This is a genomic window from Streptomyces sp. NPDC054796, from assembly GCF_053611545.1.
In genome coordinates this window covers 39,034-58,332 of sequence record NZ_JBSHAO010000010.1, presented here as the reverse complement: position 1 = coordinate 58,332, position 19,299 = coordinate 39,034, and the positions used below count along the sequence as shown (strand labels likewise).

17 protein-coding genes are annotated in these 19,299 nt (G+C 73.6%); 9 read left to right on the top strand and 8 right to left on the bottom strand.

What is annotated here, in order from left to right; all coding sequences use genetic code 11:
• Positions 1 to 143 precede the first annotated feature (143 nt).
• Positions 144 to 908 (top strand): VOC family protein, encoded by a 765-nt coding sequence (locus ACWGJ2_RS11065; protein WP_453345736.1) that lies wholly within the window; start codon positions 144 to 146, stop codon positions 906 to 908.
• Positions 909 to 979: 71 nt separating this feature from the next.
• On the opposite strand, the gene ACWGJ2_RS11060 is transcribed toward ACWGJ2_RS11065, so the two are convergent.
• The 5 genes from ACWGJ2_RS11060 to ACWGJ2_RS11040 form a co-directional block, all read right to left on the bottom strand.
• Complete coding sequence (locus tag ACWGJ2_RS11060; protein ID WP_453345735.1) at positions 980 to 1,840, bottom strand: SigB/SigF/SigG family RNA polymerase sigma factor; 861 nt, start codon at positions 1,838 to 1,840, stop codon at positions 980 to 982.
• Between the two features lie 350 nt (positions 1,841 to 2,190).
• Positions 2,191 to 3,324, bottom strand: coding sequence for a peptidoglycan DD-metalloendopeptidase family protein (locus ACWGJ2_RS11055; RefSeq protein WP_453345734.1), 1,134 nt, complete (start codon positions 3,322 to 3,324; stop codon positions 2,191 to 2,193).
• A gap of 191 nt (positions 3,325 to 3,515) precedes the next feature.
• On the bottom strand, positions 3,516 to 4,682 hold the full coding sequence (locus tag ACWGJ2_RS11050; protein ID WP_453345733.1) for a PP2C family protein-serine/threonine phosphatase: 1,167 nt from the start codon (positions 4,680 to 4,682) through the stop codon (positions 3,516 to 3,518).
• Between the two features lie 241 nt (positions 4,683 to 4,923).
• Positions 4,924 to 5,322 carry a rodlin gene (locus ACWGJ2_RS11045; protein WP_453345732.1) on the bottom strand — a complete coding sequence of 133 codons (399 nt, stop codon included), beginning with the start codon at positions 5,320 to 5,322 and terminating at the stop codon, positions 4,924 to 4,926.
• A 155-nt stretch (positions 5,323 to 5,477) separates the two neighbouring features.
• Positions 5,478 to 5,876, bottom strand: a complete 399-nt coding sequence (locus ACWGJ2_RS11040; protein ID WP_453345731.1) for a rodlin — start codon at positions 5,874 to 5,876, stop codon at positions 5,478 to 5,480.
• A 211-nt stretch (positions 5,877 to 6,087) separates the two neighbouring features.
• Here ACWGJ2_RS11040 and ACWGJ2_RS11035 point away from each other — a divergent pair, with 211 nt between their 5' ends.
• The 5 genes from ACWGJ2_RS11035 to ACWGJ2_RS11015 all read left to right on the top strand — a co-directional run bounded on the left by ACWGJ2_RS11035 (position 6,088) and on the right by ACWGJ2_RS11015 (position 12,481).
• Positions 6,088 to 6,882, top strand: coding sequence for an SDR family NAD(P)-dependent oxidoreductase (locus ACWGJ2_RS11035; protein WP_453345730.1), 795 nt, complete (start codon positions 6,088 to 6,090; stop codon positions 6,880 to 6,882).
• A gap of 226 nt (positions 6,883 to 7,108) precedes the next feature.
• Positions 7,109 to 7,978 carry an IclR family transcriptional regulator gene (locus ACWGJ2_RS11030; protein WP_453345729.1) on the top strand — a complete coding sequence of 290 codons (870 nt, stop codon included), beginning with the start codon at positions 7,109 to 7,111 and terminating at the stop codon, positions 7,976 to 7,978.
• A 173-nt stretch (positions 7,979 to 8,151) separates the two neighbouring features.
• A complete protein-coding gene (locus ACWGJ2_RS11025; protein ID WP_453345728.1) occupies positions 8,152 to 9,855 on the top strand; it encodes an OPT/YSL family transporter in 1,704 nt (567 codons plus the stop codon).
• A gap of 75 nt (positions 9,856 to 9,930) precedes the next feature.
• Positions 9,931 to 10,995: a hypothetical protein gene (locus tag ACWGJ2_RS11020; RefSeq protein WP_453345727.1), complete on the top strand. Its 1,065-nt coding sequence runs from the start codon at positions 9,931 to 9,933 to the stop codon at positions 10,993 to 10,995.
• A gap of 172 nt (positions 10,996 to 11,167) precedes the next feature.
• Positions 11,168 to 12,481, top strand: a complete 1,314-nt coding sequence (locus ACWGJ2_RS11015) for an alpha/beta fold hydrolase (protein ID WP_453345726.1) — start codon at positions 11,168 to 11,170, stop codon at positions 12,479 to 12,481.
• A 51-nt stretch (positions 12,482 to 12,532) separates the two neighbouring features.
• Here the strand turns inward: ACWGJ2_RS11015 and ACWGJ2_RS11010 are convergent, their stop codons facing one another.
• Positions 12,533 to 13,888, bottom strand: a complete 1,356-nt coding sequence (locus ACWGJ2_RS11010; RefSeq protein WP_453345725.1) for an MFS transporter — start codon at positions 13,886 to 13,888, stop codon at positions 12,533 to 12,535.
• A 204-nt stretch (positions 13,889 to 14,092) separates the two neighbouring features.
• Here ACWGJ2_RS11010 and ACWGJ2_RS11005 point away from each other — a divergent pair, with 204 nt between their 5' ends.
• Positions 14,093 to 15,178 carry an S-(hydroxymethyl)mycothiol dehydrogenase gene (locus ACWGJ2_RS11005; RefSeq protein WP_453345724.1) on the top strand — a complete coding sequence of 362 codons (1,086 nt, stop codon included), beginning with the start codon at positions 14,093 to 14,095 and terminating at the stop codon, positions 15,176 to 15,178.
• Positions 15,178 to 15,807 carry an MBL fold metallo-hydrolase gene (locus ACWGJ2_RS11000; protein ID WP_453345723.1) on the top strand — a complete coding sequence of 210 codons (630 nt, stop codon included), beginning with the start codon at positions 15,178 to 15,180 and terminating at the stop codon, positions 15,805 to 15,807. Before ACWGJ2_RS11005 ends, ACWGJ2_RS11000 begins: the two co-directional genes overlap by 1 nt.
• A 58-nt stretch (positions 15,808 to 15,865) precedes the next feature.
• On the opposite strand, the gene ACWGJ2_RS10995 is transcribed toward ACWGJ2_RS11000, so the two are convergent.
• On the bottom strand, positions 15,866 to 17,080 hold the full coding sequence (locus ACWGJ2_RS10995) for a helix-turn-helix domain-containing protein (RefSeq protein WP_453345722.1): 1,215 nt from the start codon (positions 17,078 to 17,080) through the stop codon (positions 15,866 to 15,868).
• 312 nt (positions 17,081 to 17,392) lie between these two features.
• On the opposite strand from ACWGJ2_RS10995, the gene ACWGJ2_RS10990 reads away from it, so the two are divergent.
• Positions 17,393 to 18,706 carry a PucR family transcriptional regulator gene (locus ACWGJ2_RS10990; RefSeq protein WP_453345721.1) on the top strand — a complete coding sequence of 438 codons (1,314 nt, stop codon included), beginning with the start codon at positions 17,393 to 17,395 and terminating at the stop codon, positions 18,704 to 18,706.
• Here the strand turns inward: ACWGJ2_RS10990 and ACWGJ2_RS10985 are convergent.
• Complete coding sequence (locus tag ACWGJ2_RS10985; protein WP_453345720.1) at positions 18,636 to 19,181, bottom strand: cupin domain-containing protein; 546 nt, start codon at positions 19,179 to 19,181, stop codon at positions 18,636 to 18,638. The genes ACWGJ2_RS10990 and ACWGJ2_RS10985 overlap by 71 nt on opposite strands.
• Between the last annotated feature and the right edge of the window lie 118 nt (positions 19,182 to 19,299).

The following is a 19,299-nucleotide window of genomic DNA, read 5'->3' as shown; positions in this document are numbered from 1 at the left end:
ACGCCGTCGTCCGTTTGCCGGGTGCGGCGGGCAGGGCCGACGATGGAAGGGAAGCCGCGGAGCTGCGGCCACCCGCGTGACCACGCGGACCGGGGTCTCCCCGGCGACGCGGGGTCGCTCCCCCACGGTGGAGGTAATCGCTCATGGCTACGGCATGCGGTACGCCGTGCTGGGTCAGCCTGATGACCCGGGACATGGAGGCGGCGGAGCGCTTCTACGGCTCCGTCCTGGACTGGGATTTCCGGCCCGGCTCCTTCGGGCCCGGTTTCCGCGTGGCCCTGGACGACGGGCTCGCCGTCGCCGGGCTGAGCGAGCTGGCCACCTCGTGGCAGATGCCGGTCTCCTGGAGCGCCTACTTCCGTGTCGACGACGCCGACCTCGCCGCCTCCCGCATCCGGGAGCGCGGGGCCACCATGGGCGTCGGCCCCCTCCGCCTCGGCGAGGGCCGCGCGGCGCTCGCCGCCGATCCCTCGGGCGCGGCTTTCGGGCTCTGGGAGGGCGACACCCTCCCCCACTGGGAGGTCGGCAGCGGCCGGGCCCCCGCCTGGCTGGAGCTGCGCACGCGGGACGCGTTCGCGGCGGCCGTCTTCTACGGCGAGGTCTTCGAGTGGGCCGACGCCACGGGACGCTGCGAGGTGGCGTACCAGTACGAGACCAACGAGGTGTTCGTGCGCGCCGGGGGCCACACCGTCGCGGGGCTGCGCGGGGGCGGCGTCGAGGCGGCGCCCGATCCCAGCGTCAGGCCGCGCTGGCAGGTCTACTTCCGCGTCCCCGACGCGGAGCGCGCGGCGAAGGCCGCCCTCGCGGCGGGCGGGACCGTGCTCGCGGAGCCCGCGCCGATGTCCCTGGGTGTCGCGGCGACCCTGCGCGACCCCGACGGCGCGCTCTTCTCCGTCCTCGCGGCCTGAGCGTCACCGGGGGCAGGGCTCACGAAGCGGACGACGGACGAGGGTCCGGCGCGCCTCAGACCGTGCGCGTCTCAGACCGCCGCGTGCTCGCTCCGCCGCGCCGGGGACGCGACGGAGGCCGTGGGCGTCCCGCCCTCGCCCGCGTCGACCTCCTCCTGGATGCGGCGGCAGGCGCCGCTGATGAGGCGGGAGACGTGCATCTGCGAGATGCCGAACCGCTGGGCGATGCGGGACTGCGTCATCTCGCAGTAGAAGCGCAGGTAGAGGATCTGCCGTTCCCTCTCGGGGAGGTGACGCAGCCGGGTCCTGACGGCCTCGCGGTCGACAACGTGGTCGTAGCCCGGCTCCTCGCTGCTGAGCGTGTCCAGCAGGCTGTAGTTGTCCTCGCCGCCGGGCAGTTCCGCCTCCAGGGAGAGCGAGCTGTAGCTCTCCAGCGCCTCCAGGCCGAGCTGGACGTCCTCGGGGCACAGCCCGGTGTGCTCGGCGAGTTCGGCGACGGTGGGCGAGCGGTCGCCGAGGGTGAGGCTCAGCTCCTTGGCGCTGCCGCGCACACGGTTGCGCAGTTCCTGCACGCGCCGGGGCACATGGAGGTCCCACAGGTTGTCGCGGAAGTGGCGCTTCAGCTCGCCGACGATGGTCGGGATGGCGAAGCTCTCGAAGGCGCAGCCGCGGGAGGGGTCGTAGCGCTCGACGGCCTTCACCAGGCCGAGCGCCGCTACCTGTTCGAGGTCCTCCACCGCCTCGCCGCGGTTGCGGTACTTGTGCGCCAGCCGGTGCGCCATCGGCAGCCAGGCCGCCGCGATGTCCTGCTGGAGCCGGTGCTTCTCCGGCCCGTCCGGGAGACGTACGGCACGTGCGAAGTCCTCCGCCGTGTCCGGGGCGTCGTGGTGCGGGTGGCGGTTGCGCCGCGTACGGAGCTGGGTGGTGCTCATGGGCTTCGCTCACTCCCTGGTCACGCGGTCGGTGGCCGAGCGGGGCGGGAGCAGGCACGGGCCCTGGCGGCGGAGCGGGTGGTCCGCTCCCGCGGCTGTGCCTGCTGACCGAAGCACTGGTCCCTGGAGGCCCCAGGGACGGGACACGCGTGCCGACGGGGGCGCGGAGGCAGCCCTCGCGACCGGCTGCCTGCCGCCTCCGGAGCCGGACGGCGGGTCCTCCTCCACCATCGCAAAGGTCGGCCCGCACGGCATCTCGGCCCGGCACGCCCCGGCGCGGTGCCGAAAACGGGCCCACAGGTCCACGGCCGGCCCGCCGCCCCGCCCGCCTCGCGTAGGCGCCGCAGTGCTCACACCGTCGCGCCGTGTCCGCGCAGCCACGGGAGTGGATCGATGCCCGAGCCCATGCGCGGGGTGACCCGCACCTCGAAGTGGAGGTGCGGCCCCGTGGAGTTGCCCGTGTTGCCCGACAGGCCGATCCGCTGTCCCGCGCGCACCCGGTCGCCGTCCCTGACCTGGAGCAGGGACAGGTGCGCGTACTGCGTGTAATAGCCGTCCTCGTGCCGCAGCACGATCTGGTTCCCGAAGGCGTCCCCGCACCCGGTGGACACCACCGTGCCGGGTCCCACCGCGCGGACCGGGGTGCCCGTCGGGACGGCGAAGTCCTGGCCCGTGTGCAACTGGGACCAGCGGGAGCCGGAGGAGGCGAAGCCCGCCGAGAGTTCGTACGCGTCCACCGGCGCGACCCACCGCTCCCCCCGGCCCCCCGCCCTGTCCGGCTCGCCCTCCCCGCCCGAAAGCTCCCCGTACGGGCAGCCGCCCGACGTGCTCATCAGCAGCCCGGTGCCGGAGCCGCGCTCGCGTACCGTGCGGCGCAGCTCGCGCTCGGCGCGCGCCAGCCGCCGCTCGACGGCGGCCTGCACGGCGCGCTGGTGCCGCACGCTCGTCTCCAGCGCGCGCAGCGTCGCCTGGGCGCGGGCCCTGTCCCGCGTGAGCCGCCGCTGCGTGAGGCGGGTGCTGCGCAGCAGCATGCTCAGCGCCCTGTCGCCGCGCCGCTGGCTGCTGAGCCGCTCCAGCAGCGCCTCGGGCGACGTGGTGGTCAGCAGCCGTACGCCCGGCGTCCACCCGCCGTCGCGGTACTGGCCGCGCGCGATGATCCCCGTCTGGTGGCGCAGGAAGCGCATCCTCACCTGCGCGCGCACGACGGAGGCCCGCAGCCGTGCCGCGGTGGCGCGCTGCGCGTCGGTCCTGGCGCGTACGCGCTCGTACCGCGCCGTGGCCCGCTGCGCCTTCTCGTAGAGCGCGTCCACGCGGGCCGACACACGGTCCCTGTGGTCCGCGGGTGCCGGGCGGCCGTCGGCGAGCGCGGACGGCTGTGCGCCCGTCCCAGTGCCCGTGCCGGTCAGCAGCAGGGCGCACAGCGTGGCGACGGTGGCGAAGGCAGGGGCACCGGGGCGGCCCCAGCGGGCGGCGACGTGGCTCATCGGACGATGGTCCGCCCGTACGCGCTCCGCGCGGCTCAACTGCCGCCTGGCGCGCGGGGGGTTGGGCCGTTCGACGGAGTGTCGCGGCCCCGTACGGACGCGGTACGGCGCTCCGCCGGCCCCTTCGGCGGGCGCGGCGCGGATCACCCGTACGGGGAAGTGGCCGTGCCGTCCCCGTATACGCGGACGGGTCACTCGCGCGGGAGCGAGAGCGCGAGGACCGCCATGTCGTCCTCCAGGACGCCCTCGCTGTGCCGCAGCACGGCATCGGCCAGCGCGTCGACCGTCGCGCGCGGCGAGGGCGCGCCGAGCCCCGTGCAGAAGGCCACCGGGTCGAAGAACACGCGGGCGCGGTCCCTGGCCTCCACGACCCCGTCCGTGAACAGCAGCAGGGTGTCGCCGGGCGCGAGCGCGTCCTCGCGGACGGGCGGGGTGCCGCTGTTCCCGGACGGGGCCAGGTCGCGCAGCCCCAGCGGCAGCCCCTCAGCCGCCGGGTGCAGGGTGCGCGGCGCCTCGCCGTCCCGCAGCAGCAGCGGCGCGGGGTGGCCGCACTGGAGGGTGCGCAGGCGGCGTCCGTCGAGGGACACCTCGGCGCACAGCGCCGTGATGAAGCGCTCGTCGGCCTCCAGTGCCCCGGCGTCCCCGAGCTGCCGCTTCCAGCGCTGGTCGGACTCGTCCAGCCAGCCGACGAGCGCGGGCAGGTCGGGCGCGCGGGGCGCCGCCTCGCGGAAGGCGCCCAGCGTCGCGGCGACGGCGGACATGGCGCCGAGCCCCTTGCCTCGCACGTCCGCAACCAGGACGCGGACGCCGTAGCGGGTCCTGGCGACGGCGTACAGGTCGCCGCCGATGCGGGCCGCCGCGTACGCGGGCTCGTAGCGTCCGGCCACCTCCAGCGGCCCGCAGCGCGCGGGGAGCGGCGGCAGCACCGCCTGCCGCACGGTCTCGGCGACGACCTGCGCCGTCGCCAGCTCCGCGTCCCGCCGTCTGCGGACCCGGCACAGGCCCAGACTGACGACGACGAGTACGGCGAGTTCGCCGAGGTCGACGAAGCCGTGCGGGACGGTGGGTCCGGCGGTCGCCAGCACCTCGACGGCGCCGATCGCCAGCACCAGCGCCCCGATCAGCACGGTGGCGCGCAGCGTCATCCGGTAAGCGGCGACGAAGGGTGCCGCCGCCAGCAGCGGTGCGCCGGTGATCTCCGGCGGGGTGGCCGCCTGGACGCACAGGCTGATGACGATCAGTACCGCCGGAAGGGCGTCGGCCCAGGACAGCGGCCCGCGCACGGGGCGGGCCCGCTCGTGCTTCCGGGCGACGCCGAACGCCTCGGGGGGTCCTGCGGGAGGGCGCCGGGGGAACATCGCTGGCCGCCCTCCTCAAGAACGTGGCCCGGATCCGGCCTGGACGTGGAAGCCCATGGCTCCGTGGACCTGTCTCAGCCTCGGGGAAACGGGGCGGGGCTGCCACCGGGAGCGGGGGCGGGAGGGCGGGGGGCCGGGGGCCGGGAGGCTCCGGTTCCGCTCGTGTGCCCTGCGCGCTCATGCCGAGGGGCGGCACTCCGGGTGGAGTGCCGCCCCTCGGCGGGTGGCGGGAAGCGGTGCGTCAGCGGTTGCTGGTGCCGTTGCCCGAGAGCGCCGAGATGTCATCCAGAATGTGCGAGAGCGGCTCGTCGCCCTTCTGCTGCGCGGAGTTCCGCGCGCACTGCTGGTCCTGCTGCGAGGACAGGACGTCGATGTCCTGGACCGTGATCGGGATCAGGCCGACGAGGGAGCCCAGGTTGGCCTCGATCGGGATGCCCAGGCAGAGCTTGTTCAGCGAGCCCTGGATGAGCTGGTTCTGCGGGCTGTGGTTGCCGTGCGTGTTGTGCTCGGCCATCCGCTCGGTCGAACCGTTGCCGTTGACCGAACGGGTGCTTTCGTCGTTGCCGATGGCCATCGCGGGCGAGGCCGTACCGACGATGGCGGCGGCACCGACAACGGTGGCGAGAGCGTGCTTGATCATTTTGAACCCTTCTGAAAACGGCTGATCCAACGTCGAATCGACTTGATCAACACCTCTACGCGCGAAGAGTTCCACTTATTCACCCGATGGCAGGAATCATCCCCGCGACAGCGGCTCTCCGGGCGGGGTGCCGCTCCTCCGCGGAGAGGGGTGCGTCAGCGGATGCCGGTGCCGTTGCCCGAGAGCGCCGAGATGTCATTGAGAATGTGCGAGAGCGGCTCGTCGCCCTTCTGCTGCGCGGAGTTCCGCGCGCACTGCTGGTCCTGCTGCGAGGACAGGACATTGATGTCCTGGACCGTGATCGGGATCAGGCCGACGAGGGAGCCCAGGTTCGCCTCGACGGGAATGCCCAGGCACAGCTTGTTCAGCGAGCCCTGGATGAGCTGGTTCTGCGGGCTGTGGTTGCCGTGCGTGCCGTGGTCGCCCATCCGCTCGGTCGAACCGTTGCCGTTGACCGAACGGGTGCCTTCGTCGTTACCGATGGCCATCGCGGGCGAGGCCGCACCGACGACCGCGGCGGCACCGACAACGGTGGCGAGAGCATGCTTGATCATTTCGAACCCCTCTGAAAACGGCCGGTCCAATGTCGAATCGACCTGACCAACACCTCAGCGCGCGAAGAGTTCCACCTCTTCACCCGTTGGCAGCAAACATCCGCCGGCCGACAGCTCCCCCGGCCGGGCCGTGGAGCGGCGCAGGTGGGCAGACTGTGGGGAGCCCCGTCCCCGGCTGCCGGGGGCATCTCGTTCGGAAAGGTTCCACGACGTGCAGATCGATCTCACCGACAGGACCGCGCTGGTCACCGGATCGACCCAGGGAATCGGCGCGGCCATCGCCGCCGGACTGGCGCGGGCCGGGGCGCGGGTGGGCGTCAACGGGCGTACGGAGCGGTCCGTCAACGCGGCCGTGGAACGGCTCGGCGCCGAGGTCCCGGGCGGCAGGTTCGTCGCCGCGTCCGGGGACGTGTCCACCGACGAGGGCACGGACGACGTGCTGCGGGAGCTGCCGGAGGCGGACATCCTCGTCAACAACCTCGGCATCTTCGGCGCCCGTCCCGCGCTGGAGATCACCGACGACGAGTGGCGGCGCTACTTCGAGGTGAACGTCCTGGCCGCCGTCCGGCTCACGCGCGCCTATCTGCCCGGCATGGCGGACAGGTCGTGGGGGCGCGTGCAGTACATCGCCAGCGACTCGGCCCTCGTCGTCCCCGCCGAGATGATCCATTACGGGATGTCCAAGACGGCGCTGCTGGCCGTCTCGCGCGGCTTCGCGAAGGAGGCGGCGGGCAGCGGGGTCACCGTCAACTCGGTGATCGCTGGGCCCACGCACACCGGGGGCGTCGAGGACTTCGTCTACGAGCTGGTCGACCGCGACCTGCCCTGGGAGGAGGCGCAGCGCGAGTTCATGCGCACCCACCGGCCGCAGTCCCTCCTCCAGCGGCTCATCGAGCCGGAGGAGATCGCGCACATGGTCGTCTACCTCAGCTCGCCGTTCGCGTCGGCCACCACGGGTGCGGCGGTACGCGTCGACGGCGGCTACGTGGACTCGATCGTGCCCTGATCCGCCCCCGGGCCTCCGGACCGCCGAACCCCGGCCCGCCGGATTCCGGTTCGCCGAATCCCGGCCCGCCGAACCCTTGACACGTTCCGCCCTCGTGCACATAGTTCTCGCCTCACAACGCAACACCGTTGCGCTGAGCGCACCGGGCGGGGCGGCACACCCCCGCCGGTCATCGAGCAGCACGCCGGGCCTACGGCCCAGCACCGGCACAGCAGGAGGTGGGCGCATGGCGCACGCGGAGACGCGGGCACGGGCGCGGTCGCAGACGCACGCGGAGACGCGAGGCGAAGCGGAGACGCAGGCGCACGCGGAGACGGCGCGGGCCCAGGCGAAGGCGAAGGCGCCGCAGCAGGGCGTCCTCCAGACCGCCGACCGGGCCCTGGTCGTCCTGCTCACCTTCACCGAGCAGCGCCCCGAGTGGGGCGTCAGCGAACTGGCCAGGCACCACGGCTGGGACAAGGCCGTCGCACAGCGGCTGCTCACGACGCTCGCCGCGCGCGGGTTCCTGCTGTGCGACAGCACCACCCGCCGCTACCGGCTCGGGCCCGCCGTCTCCCGGCTGGCGCGGGTCGGCGAGCACAGCGGCGTGCTGCCCTCCCTGGTCAGGCCCGTGCTCGCCCGGCTGCTGCGGGAGACGGGCGAGAGCGTCGTCCTCAACGTGCCCAACGGCGGCGGCTACCGCTGCGCCGCCGCCGTCGACGGCACCGGGCCCGTCCGCTACACGGCCATCGTCGGCGCCCTGATGCCGGGGCACGCCGGGGCCTCGGGGCACGCGATCTTCGCGTACTACCCGGAGCCCGAGATCCGGCAGATCTTCGGCGCCGCGCCGCTCCAGCGCTTCAACGACCACACCGTGACCGGCGTCGACGCGCTGCTGGAGCGCTACGAGCAGGTGCGCGCCGACGGCTACAGCGTCAGCCACGGCGAGTACGACGAGGCGGTGACCGCCGTCTCCGCGCCCGTCTTCCAGGCCGGGAGCATCGCCGCCTCGCTCACCGTCATCGGCCCCGCGCACCGGGTCTCCCGGTCGGCCGGGGACCTCACAGGGCTCGTGCTCGACGGTGCCTCGGAGGCCACGGCGGCCTTCGGGTCCTGACCTTCCCGGCCCCGGCGCCCACCCCCGCGCCACCCGCCCCCCCCACCGGTCCCACCGGTTCTCCCCGTGCCGACGGCACCCCTCGCGCGCCTCCACCCCGCGGCGCGCGCACCCGCACGGCCGTCGCCTTCCCCTGTCATGCCCTCGTGCCCGCCCTCGTGAAGAGGTGTCCCGTGTCTCTCCCCGCACCACCAGAAGGCCCGTCCGGACCACACGCCCCACGCGCCGGTTCCGGCTCCGGTTCCGGTTCCGAGGCCGCCGCGTCCCACCCCCGGGTGCGCGAACCGTTCCTCTTCGTCCTCCTCGCCGTCCTCTCCGTGGTGGGCGCCGTCATCGGCGTCGATCTGGTCGCCAAGCTCGGCATCTCGGCGAACACCTCGGTCGTGGGCGCCCTCATCGCCATGCTGATCGGGCGCATCCCGCTCGCGGGGCTGCGCCGCATGCGCTCCGTGCACCGTCAGAACCTCGCGCAGAGCGCCATCTCGGCCGCCACCTTCGCCGCGGCCAACGCGCTGCTGACGTCGGTGGCCGTGCCGTACGTCTTCGGCCGCCGCGATCTGGTGTGGCCGATGCTCGCCGGGGCCTTCATCGGGCTGCTCGTCGACGCCTGGGTGCTGTACCGCTCCTTCGGCTCGCGGCTACTGCCCGCCGACGCGGCATGGCCGCCCGGCACCGCTGCCGCCGAGACCATCAAGGCCGGTGACCAGGGCGGCAAGCGAGCCGTCGTCCTCGCGGGCGGCACCCTCGCCGGGCTCGCGGGAACGTTCTTCAGCCTGCCGCTCTCGGCCGCCGGTGTGGCCTTCCTCGGCAACATCTGGGCGCTGCTGATGTTCGGCATCGGCCTCGGGCTGCGCGAGTTCGGGCCCGGTCTGCTGGGCACCGACCTCGGCACCGGGTACGTGCCGCACGGTGTGATGGTCGGCGCCGGTGTCGTCGCCCTCGGGCAGGCGGTGGTGCTGCTCGTGCGCCGCCGTGGGAAGGGCGGCGCCGATACGCGGCCGACCGATGCGGCGGCGCACGGGGCGACGGCTCCGGAGAACGCTCCGGAAGCGGCGTACACCGTGGACGAGCGGGCCCTGCGTGCCTCCCTGCTGAAGGGCTACGCGCTGTTCACCGCGGGCGCCGTCGTGCTCGCGGTGGCGGGCGGGCTGCTCGGTGAGATGAGCCTGCCGGGGCTGCTCGGCTGGGTGCTGTTCGCCGCCTTCGCGGCCCTGGTGCACGAGCTGATCGTGGGGCTCGCGGCCATGCAGTCCGGCTGGTTCCCCTCCTTCGCGGTCACGCTGATCTTCCTCGTCGCCGGGCTCCTCATCGGCATCCCCTCGGTGCCGCTCGCCCTGCTGGTGGGCTATGTCTCCGCCACCGGGCCCGCGTTCGCCGACATGGGCTACGACCTCAAGGCGGGGTGGCTGCTGCGGCGCGACCACCGCCCCTGGGACCCGTACGAGCGCGAGGGCCGCCGCGAGCAGTTCCGGGCCGCGCTGATCGGCTTCGCCGCCGCGCTCGCCGTCGTCGCGCTGCTGTGGCAGTCCTACTTCCGGCAGGGCCTGATCCCGCCCGTCGCCACCGTCTACGCGGACACCGTGCGGCACGGGCTCGGCGAACCCGGTGTGCTGCGCACCATGCTGCTGTGGGCCGTGCCCGGCGCGCTGATCCAGCTTCTGGGCGGCCCCCGGCGCCAGATGGGCGTGATGCTCGCGACCGGTCTGCTCATCCTCACCCCGCACGCCTGCTGGCTCGTGCTGGCCGCGCTCGCCGTACGCGTCGTCTACCGCAGGCTGCGCGGCCCCTCCGCCGACACCGAGCTGAACCTCGTGGGCGCCGGGCTCATCGCGGGCAGTTCGCTCGGCGACTCCGCGCAGATCCTCCGCGCCAAGTAACCACCCCTCGGCGCCCGAGGCCACTCATCCCGAGACCACTCCCCCGACCCCGTTCCCTACCAGGAGAAGAGCACCATGGAGATGCACAGCCGACTCGAACCCCGCAGTGAGTACCTCGGGTTCGAACTCGCCCTCGCGGCCCGCAAGCTGGTCGAGCAGGTCATGCTCGTGAAGCCGGGCGAGCACGTCGTCCTCACCGGGGACACCAGCAGCGACCGACGCGTCGTCGACGCCACGGCGCAGGCCGTCGCGGCGGCGGGCGCGCACCCCGTCGTCGTCTGGTACGAGACCCTGCCGGGCTCGTCCATGGAGCCGCCGCGTCCCGTCGCCGGTGCCATCGCGGACGCCGACGTGTGGATCGAGTTCGCCGTCTCGTATCTGATGCACTCGGACGCCTTCCGCACCGCGATGGCGAACGGCTGCCGCTACACCAACCTCACCGCGATGGACGTGCACATGCTCGTCGCGACGGTCGGACGCCCCGACTTCCAGGGCGTCATACGGCTGGGCAAGGCACTGGTGCGGCTGCTGGAGGCTGCCGACGAGGTGCGCATCACCTCGGCCAACGGCACCGACATCACGGGCCGCAACGGCGACCGGCCGGTCAACCTGCGCGGCAAGCCCGCCGAGAAGCCCGGCGAGACGGTGATGCTCTCCGGGCAGATCTCCTGGAACCCGCTGGAGGAGACCCAGGACGGCGTCCTGGTCTTCGACGGTGCCCTGTGGCCGCCGGACGAACTGGGTCTGCTGCGCTCGCCCGTGCGCTGCACCGTCGAGAAGGGCGTGGTCACGGCCATCGAGGGGGGCCAGGACGCGGACACCTTCCGCCGCTGGATGGAGTCCTGGGACGACCCCGACATGTTCCGCGTAGCGCACTGGTCGCTGGGCTTCAACCCGGGCGTGCTCGCGCCCACCGGGCGCATCGTCGAGGACGAGCGTGTCTTCGGCTGCGTCGAGCTGGGCATCGGCACGAAGGGCGTCTGGATCGGCGGCGAGCCGTGGGTCGCGGCGGCGCACACCGACGGCAGCGTGCTCGGCCCCTCCATCTATCTCGACGGTGAGGCCATCGAGGTGGACGGGCGCTATGTGCACCCGGAGCTGGTGGAGATCTGCCGCGAGCTGGGCGTCGCGGGCTACTGACACCGCGCGGACACGGGGTGGGGAGGGGCCGGTCGCCGGTCCCTCCCCACCCGTACGCGCACACCCCACCCGTACGCCCGCACCCCAGCCGTACGCCCGCACCCCGCCAGCCCATACGCACACACCGCGTACGTACCATCTGTCCGTCCCGCCGACCGCTGGAGCAGCCACCATGACCACAGCCCCCTACCGTCACGACGGCCTCGTCTGCACCGACCACACTCTCGACGTGCCGCTGGACCACGCGCGCCCCGAAGGGCCGTCGATCACCCTGTTCGCCCGCGAGGTGACGGCGGCGGGCCGCGAGCGGGACGTGCTGCCCCTGCTGCTGTGGCTCCAGGGCGGGCCAGGCGGCCGGGCCGAGCGGCCCCACGCGGCGGGCGCGTGGCTGCGGCGGGCGCTGAAGGACTACCGGGTGGTGCTGATGGACCAGCGCGGTACGGGCCGCAGCACCCCCGCCGACCGGCGCACCCTCGCCGTGCACGGGGACGCCGCCGCGACGGCCGCGTATCTGGGCCACTTCCGCGCCGACTCGATCGTCCGCGACGCCGAACTGCTGCGCCGTCACCTCAACGAGCAGCGGCACGGGGAGCGCGAGCGGGACCGGCCCTGGAGCGTGCTGGGCCAGAGCTTCGGCGGCTTCTGCGCGCTGACGTATCTCAGCCTGGCGCCCGAGGGTCTGGACCAGGTCTTCATCACCGGCGGGCTGCCCACCCTCACCGGGCACGCCGACGACGTCTACCGCGCCGCCTACGCCCGCACCCTCGCCCAGAACGCCCGCTACTTCGACCGCTACCCCGGCGACCAGCGCCTCGCCGACGAGGTGGCGGCGCATCTGGCGGCGCACGACGTGCGGACGCCGTCGGGGGAGCGGCTCAGCGTGCGCCGCTTCCAGACCATGGGCATCAACTTCGGCCAGGCGTCCAGCTTCGACGCCCTCCACTATCTGCTGGAGGGCGCGTTCGTGACCGGGCCGCGCGGCCCCGAGCTGTCCGACACGTTCCTGCGCGGCGTCGACGCCACCGTCTCCTTCGCCCAGCGCCCCCTCTACGCGGTGCTGCACGAGCCGATCTACGCGCAGGGCGGCAGCCCCACGGCGTGGTCGGCGCACCGGGTGCGCGAGGAGTTCCCCGCCTTCGCACCGGACACGGACGGGCCGCTGCGCTTCACGGGCGAGATGATCTACCCCTGGCAGTTCGAGGAGGACCCCGCGCTCGTGCCGCTGCGCGACGCGGCCCAGTTGCTGGCCGAGCGCGCCGACTGGCCCGCGCTCTACGACCTCGACCGGCTCGCGGCGAACGAGGTCCCGGTCGTCGCCGCCGTCTACTACGACGACATGTTCGTCGACCGCGGCCACGCGCTGGAGACGGCGGACGCGGTGCGCGGGCTGCGGCCGTGGATCACCAACACGCACGCGCACGACGGGGTACGTGTGGACGCGGGCGTCCTCGACCGGCTGCTGGAGATGGCACGCGGCGAGATCTGACCCCGGAACGTGCCCGGCCCCCCGGCCCCCTCCCCCACGGAGGGGGCCGGGTCAGATCCGGTAGCGCCGCAGCGCGGGCATCGCGACCGCGAGCGCGAGCATGGCGACCACCACGAGGAGCCCGCCCGCCGTGACCGCCGTGCGCGTGCCGAAGACGGAGCCGGCGGTGCCGTGGAAGAGGTCGGCCAGCCGGGGCCCGCCCGCCACGACCACGGTGAACACGCCCTGCATGCGGCCCCGCATGTCGTCCGTGGCCACCGACTGGAGGATCGCGCCCCGGAACACCATGGACACCATGTCGGCCACACCGCCGACCGCGAGGAACGCCGCTGCCCACCACAGGCTGCCGCTGAGCCCGAACCCCGCGACGGCCAGCCCCCACACCACCACGGAGCCGATCACCATCAGCCCGTGCCGGCGGGCGCGCGAGAACGTGCCCGAGAGCAGTCCGCCCGCCACTGCCCCGAAGGGGATCGCGGCGAACAGCAGCCCGAGCGCGAAGCCCTCGCCGTAAGGCGCGTACGTACCGGCGGCGAGCTGCGGGAACAGGGCGCGCGGCATGCCCAGCACCATGGCGATGACGTCGGCGAGGAAGGACAGCAGCAGCACCTGGCTCGCGGCGATGTAGCGGAAGCCGGCGGCCACCTCGCGCCACCCGGCGCGCCGCTTCACGGGTTCCTTCCCCGAACTGTGCAGCGGCGGCAGCGCGGGCAGCTTCCACACCGCCCACACGGCGGCGCACAGGGCGAGGCTGTCGACGAGATACAGCTCGGGCAGTCCGATGACGGGTATCAGCGCGCCCGCGAGCAGCGGCCCCACGACCATGCCGGTCTGCGCGACGGTCGAGCCGAGCGCGTTGGCGGCGGGCAGCTCGGAGGCGGACACGAGGCGGGCGATGGACGCGCTGCGCGCCGGCGCGTTCATGCCGAACAGCGCCTGTTGCAGGGCGAGGAGGACCATCAGCAGCCAGACCGACTCCATGCCGAGCGCCGCCTGTACCCAGAACAGGAGCGAGGTGACGGCGATCCCGGCGTTCGTCACCAGCAGCAGCTTGCGCCGGTCGACGCTGTCCGCGACCGCGCCGCCCCATAGCGCGAAGACCACGAGCGGGACGAGCCCGGCGAAGCTGGCGTAGCCCACCCAGGCCGAGGAGCCCGTGATGTCGAAGACCTGCTTGGGCACGGCGACCGCGGTGAGCTGGCTGCCGACCGCGGTGATCGTGGTCGAGGTCCACAGACGGCGGAAGGCGGGGTGCCGCAGCGGCCGGGTGTCCATCGCCCAGCGGCGCCAGCCGCCCCGCTTCCGCTCCGACTCCGGCTCCGGCTCCGGCTCCGGCTCCGTCCCGGGCTCTCGCGCCGGTATGTCGTCCGCCGCGTCGTCTCCTGCGGCTCTTCTGGGGGTGTCCACGGCGGTCCTGGCTCTCTTTTGTTTCGTCGTACATCCATATGGTCGGCATCCATTGTCGCCGCGCCGTCAACGAACCCACGGACCGGGCACGGGGACGCCACCGCGACGGCACGGGGACGCGCCCCCTTCCGGCGTGATCTCATGGAGCCGCACGTCCGCAAGGGGGCGGTACGGCCTCCCCCGACTCATGAGGAGGGCGCGAGCATGGCGCAGGAAGTACGCGGAGTCATCGCTCCGGGCAAGGACGAACCGGTGCGGGTGGAGACGATCGTGATCCCGGATCCGGGCCCGGGAGAGGCCGTGGTGCGGGTGCAGGCGTGCGGCGTCTGCCACACGGACCTGCACTACAAGCAGGGCGGCATCAACGACGACTTCCCCTTCCTCCTCGGACACGAGGCGGCCGGTGTCGTCGAGTCCGTGGGCGAGAACGTGGACGAGGTCGCGCCGGGCGACTTCGTGATCCTCAACTGGCGTGCCGTGTGCGGCCAGTGCCGCGCCTGTCTGCGCGGGCGCCCCCAGTACTGCTTCGACACGCACAACGCCGAGCAGAAGATGACACTGACCGACGGGACCGAGCTGTCCCCCGCGCTGGGGATCGGCGCGTTCGCGGAGAAGACGCTCGTCGCCGCGGGCCAGTGCACGAAGGTGGACGCGCAGGCCCCTGCCACCGTCGCCGGGCTCCTGGGGTGCGGGGTGATGGCCGGTATCGGCGCGGCCATCAACACCGGGCAGGTCGGGCGCGGCGACTCCGTCGCCGTCATCGGCTGTGGCGGTGTCGGTGACGCCGCCGTCGCGGGAGCGCGGCTGGCGGGCGCGGCGAAGATCATCGCGATCGACGTGGACGACCGCAAGCTGGCGACCGCCAAGTCGATGGGCGCCACGCACACCTTCAACTCGCGGGACGACGACCCCGTCGAGGCCGTGCGCGCGCTGACCGGCGGCTTCGGCGCCGACGTCGTGATCGAGGCGGTCGGCCGTCCCGAGACGTACAAGCAGGCGTTCTACGCCCGCGACCTTGCCGGGACCGTCGTCCTGGTCGGGGTGCCCACGCCCGACATGCGGCTGGAGCTGCCGCTGCTGGACGTCTTCGGGCGCGGCGGCGCGCTCAAGTCGTCCTGGTACGGGGACTGTCTGCCCTCGCGGGACTTCCCGATGCTCATCGACCTCTACCTCCAGGGCCGCCTGGACCTCGCGGCCTTCGTCACCGAGACCGTCGAGCTGGACCAGGTCGAGCACGCCTTCGAGCGGATGCACGAGGGCGACGTGCTGCGTTCGGTGGTGGTGCTCTGATGGCGGCGCGCGTCGACCACCTCGTCACCTCCGGCCAGTTCTCGCTGGACGGCGGCACCTGGGACGTGGACAACAACGTGTGGATCGTCGGCGACGACCGCGAGGCAGTCGTCATCGACGCGGCGCACGACGCGGACGCCATCGCCGAGGCCGTCGGAGAGCGCAAGCTGCGCGCGATCGTGTGCACGCACGGGCACAACGACCACATCGACGCGGCGCCCGCGCTCGCCGACCGCACCGGGGCGCCCATCCTGCTGCACCCGGACGACCTCCCGCTGTGGCGGCAGACCCACCCGGACCGCTCCCCCGACGGCGAGCTGCACGAGGGGCAGGCCATCGCGGTGGCCGGTGCCGTGCTGACGGTCCTGCACACTCCGGGGCACGCGCCCGGCGCGGTCTGTCTGCACTGCCCCGACCTGGACACCGTGTTCAGCGGCGACACTCTCTTCCAGGGCGGTCCCGGCGCCACCGGGCGGTCGTTCTCGCACTTCCCGACGATCATCGAGTCCATCCGTGAGCGGCTGCTGACGCTGCCGCCCGAGACCGTCGTACGGACGGGGCACGGCGGCTCCACGACGGTCGGCGCGGAGGCACCGCACCTCCAGGAGTGGGTCGACAGGGGGCACTGAGCGGACCGCTCCCCGGGCCCGCCGCGCGCTACGGCTCCGCCACCGCTGCCGCCACCGGCTACCGCTGCCGCGTCAGCGCCCTCGTGCGCAGGGCGAGCAGCGCGCCGGTGCGGAAGGCGGGGTCGCCGAGCCGTTCCCCGTAGAGCTGGTCGAGCTGCCGCAGCCGCTTCCGTACGGTCTGCGGGTGCACCCCGAGCGCTTCGGCGACCTCGGGGGCCGTGCGTCCCCACGACGTCAGCAGTGCTTCGAGCGTGTCGGCGAGCCGGGCCGCCTTCCCCGGCGGGAGCGCGCGCAGCGCTTCGGTGAGCCGGTCGGCCATCAGCCGCCCCATGTGCGCGCCGGACAGCAGGTGCAGGTCGAGGAGGTGGTCGGCGGCGACGACGGGGACGTCGGCGGGCGCTCCCAGGTCGTTCCGGTGCCGGAGGGCCAGGCGGGCGCAGTACGCGGAGAGCCACGCCTCGTCCAGCGCGACGGTGGGGCCCAGCGCGGCGGCGTACTCCCGCACGGCGGCCCGCAGCCGGTCCAGTCGGCCGCCGTCCTCGGGGTCGGGGACCACGAGGAGCAGTTCGCCGCCCTGCGGCAGGACCAGGACGTCCTCGTCGAGCCCGGAGGCGGCGAGCACGTGCCCGCCGCCTCCGGCGCGGCCCATCACGAGGCAGGCCACCGACTCGGGAAGCGGCCACTTCGCCTGCTCGGCCAGCGCGGACAGCGGCTCGGTGCGCGGCATGGCCGACTGTTCCAGCAGGCGCGCCGCCAGTGCGCGGCGGCTGCGCTGCGTGTGCCCGGCGGCGTGGGCGCGGGCCGCGGCGTAGCCCCGTACGGCGAGGTCGGACAGCGCGCTGATGTGCGCGAGCACCGCCTCGGTGACCGGCAGGGCCGTCTCCGGGGGCAGCGAGGCGGCGTGCGCAAGGCGTACGTAGTGGCGGCAGGCGACGCGCGCGCCGACGCGGTAGGCGGCCTGGATGCCGTCCGTCGTACGGCCGTTGAGGTACTCCAGCCGTCCCAGGCGCTGGAAGAACAGCTCGTGGTGGCCCTGCGGGCTGTCGGGGTTCTCGGTGAGTTCCACGAACTGGCGCAGCGCGCAGTGCACGGCGGCCGACACGTCCCGGCCCACCGCGGAGTGCTCCGGCTGCCGGTAGACGCGCACCTCGTGCCGGATCGCCGCCTGCATCTCCGAGGCGATCTCCTCGACCCGGGGGCGCAGCACGTCGGCGAAGAGCACGGGCACCTCGCGCCAGGGCCAGCGGGCGAGCACGTCACCTGTGGGCTCCATGGGGGGGCTCCGGGAAGGATGAGGGGGCAGGCGAGGAGACGGGAGACAGTCAACAGCGCGGCCTCCCGCGCAGACAGGGGAATTCCGGTCCGAGTGTGCGGCTGCGCGGCTACGGGGTGGGGCGAGGGCTCACACGGATGAGTGACGGGGCCGCGGATCTGTCACCGGAGTGCGGAATTCCGGGGCGGGGCGCGCCATGGCTCTGGTGTCCGCGGTGCGGCTGGTCCAGCGTATGGCGGGCCGAGCCTGCCGCCCGTGCCGTCCGTCAGTTCTCGTCGCAGGTGTCTCTCGCCGAGTGCGGGGAGTGTGCCCATGCCGTACCGAGTGCCGCACCAAGTGCCGTACCGAGTCCGGGTCCCGGCCGAACTGCGCGACCATGTGCGGTTGCACGTCGCGGACATCGCCAAGGAGATCGTCACGGCGGTCCGCCGCAGGATCCCCGCCTACGCGCGCCCGCTGGACGCCACCTACACGCACGCGCTGCAACGCGGCGCCGAGCAGGCTCTCGACGGGCTCCTCGCCAGGATGGCCGCCGCGGACGCCGACACGGGTCCTGTCATGACGACCTACCGGCGGCTCGGGCACGCCGAGGCCGACGAGGGGCGCGGCCTGGAATCCCTGCACGCGGCGATCCGGGTCGGTACCCAGGTGGTCTGGCGCCGGATGAACGCCCCCGAGATCATGGGCCCGCTGCCGCGGGAGGCGGTCGCCGCCTTCGGCGAGCTGCTGTTCCTCCAGCTCGACGAGCTGAGCCGGGCCGCCACCACCGGCCACGAGGAGGTGCGGCTTCGCTCGGCAGGTGAACTGCGGCGGCGGCGCGCCCACCTGGTCACCCTGCTCACCTCCTCCCCGCCCGTCTCGCTCCGCGCCCTCGACGCACGGGCCCGCGCGGCGCAGTGGCGGCTGCCGCAGCGGCTGGCCGTCGTCGTCGCCGAACTCGACCACGAGCCGTCGCAGGAGCCGGGAGCGGGACGGCGCGGGCCGATGATGCCGCCCGGGTTCCTGACCCGCTTCGAGGGACGGCGCGGCCTCATCGTCGTGCCCGACCCGGACAGCGCGGGCCGCCGACGCGATGTCGCCTCAGCGCTGCGCGGGACGCGTGCCGCGATGGGCCCCGCGGTGGCGCTCACCGAGGGCGCCCGCTCCCTGGGCTGGGCGGTGGACGCGCTGGACCTCGCCCGTCGCGGCGTGCTCCCGAGCAGCGGACTGCTGCGCTGCGCCGACCACTTGACGACGCTGCTCCTGCTGCGCGACGACGCACTCGTGGACGCCCTCGCCGAACGCTGTCTGCTGCCCCTGCGGGACGTCCGCTCGCCGCAGCGGGAGCGGCTCGCTGAGACGCTGCTGTGCTGGCTCCAGAGCGGCAACAGCACCACGGAGGTCGCGGAGCGCCTGGCCGTACACCCGCAGACGGTGCGCTACCGGATGCGTCAGCTCAAGGCGGCCTACGGCGACCGTCTCTCCTCGCACGAGGAACGGTTCGCGCTCCAACTGGCCCTCCAGGCGGTGCGCTTGCGCGGACAGGCGGGGCCCGAGGTCCCGGCGGCCGCACCCGTCACCGGCCCTGTGCCTCCCCCTCGGCCTCACCGTCGCCCTGTCCCAGCACGTAGAGGTGCGGCAGGTTGACCACGATCGCCTCCTGGGTGCTGCGGGCGATGACCACGACCGCCTCGTCGTCGGGGTCGGGGTTCTCCTCGCGGTGGGGCACGTAGGGCGGGACGAAGATGTAGTCGCCGGGCGCCGTGCGCAGGCGGACCTCTTCGGCGGGGCCCGCGCCGCCGCCGTCGTCGAGGAACACGAACTCGGGGTGCCCCTTGACGACGAAGATGGCCGTCTCCGACTCCCCGTGATGGTGGTTGGCCGAGGATGTGTCGGGGGCTACGTGGGTCTGGCCCATCCAGATCCGTTCGGAGCCGACGGTCTGGCCGCTGACGGCGGCGAAGCGCCGCATGCCGCCGGTCTGCGCCGTGTCGCCGTCGAGCCCGTCCGCGCGGATGTGGTGCAGGCGCCGGCGCAGCGGGGTGCCGTCGCCCGGGGCCGCCGTGTCGTGAAGGTGCGGGTGGAACGCGTCGTGCCCCTGCTCGGGCGGGGTCGTGGTCATGGCGTAGACCGTAAGAACCCGAAAAAAGGATGTCAATAAGTGTCCATTCTCTGACCAGCGATAACACCCCCTTTCCGGAACCGGTCCGACTGCCCTGATCCGACGCGGCCCACCCGCC